Origin of the sequence: Streptomyces spinosus, from assembly GCF_020400655.1 — a bacterium.
In the GTDB taxonomy this organism is placed as follows: domain Bacteria; phylum Actinomycetota; class Actinomycetes; order Streptomycetales; family Streptomycetaceae; genus Streptomyces; species Streptomyces argyrophylli.
The window spans coordinates 1-399 of the sequence record NZ_JAINRC010000076.1; the positions used below are offsets into that span (position 1 = coordinate 1).

Sequence of the window (399 nt, forward strand, 5' to 3'; positions counted from 1 at the left end):
GCCCTCTACACCGACTTCGCCGCCCTCCCGCCGGCCCGGCGCAACTACATCCGGCTGCTGTTCACCGACCCGGCCGTCCGGGCCATGCACCGCGACTGGGATCATGACGCCCGCGACGCGGTGGCCGCCCTGCGCATGGAGGCCGCGGCCGACCCCGACGACCCCGAACTCGCCCACCTCGTAGGCGAGTTGTCCCTCCGGGACATGGACTTCTGCATCTGGTGGGCCGAGCACCGAGTCAGCGGCGCCGGTCACGGCACCAAGCACTACCGCCATCCGCTGGTCGGCGACCTCACCCTCGACTGCGACACCTGGGCCAGCCCCGACGACTCCGGGCAGCGCCTGATGGTGCTGACCGCCGAACCGGGCAGCCCCTCCCACGACGCCCTGCGCATCCTC

1 protein-coding gene is annotated in these 399 nt (G+C 72.4%); it reads left to right on the forward strand.

From position 1 onward, the window contains the following. Nucleotides 1–399: MmyB family transcriptional regulator (locus LG395_RS40985; protein ID WP_443743021.1), on the forward strand; the 399-nt coding region annotated here is incomplete at both ends.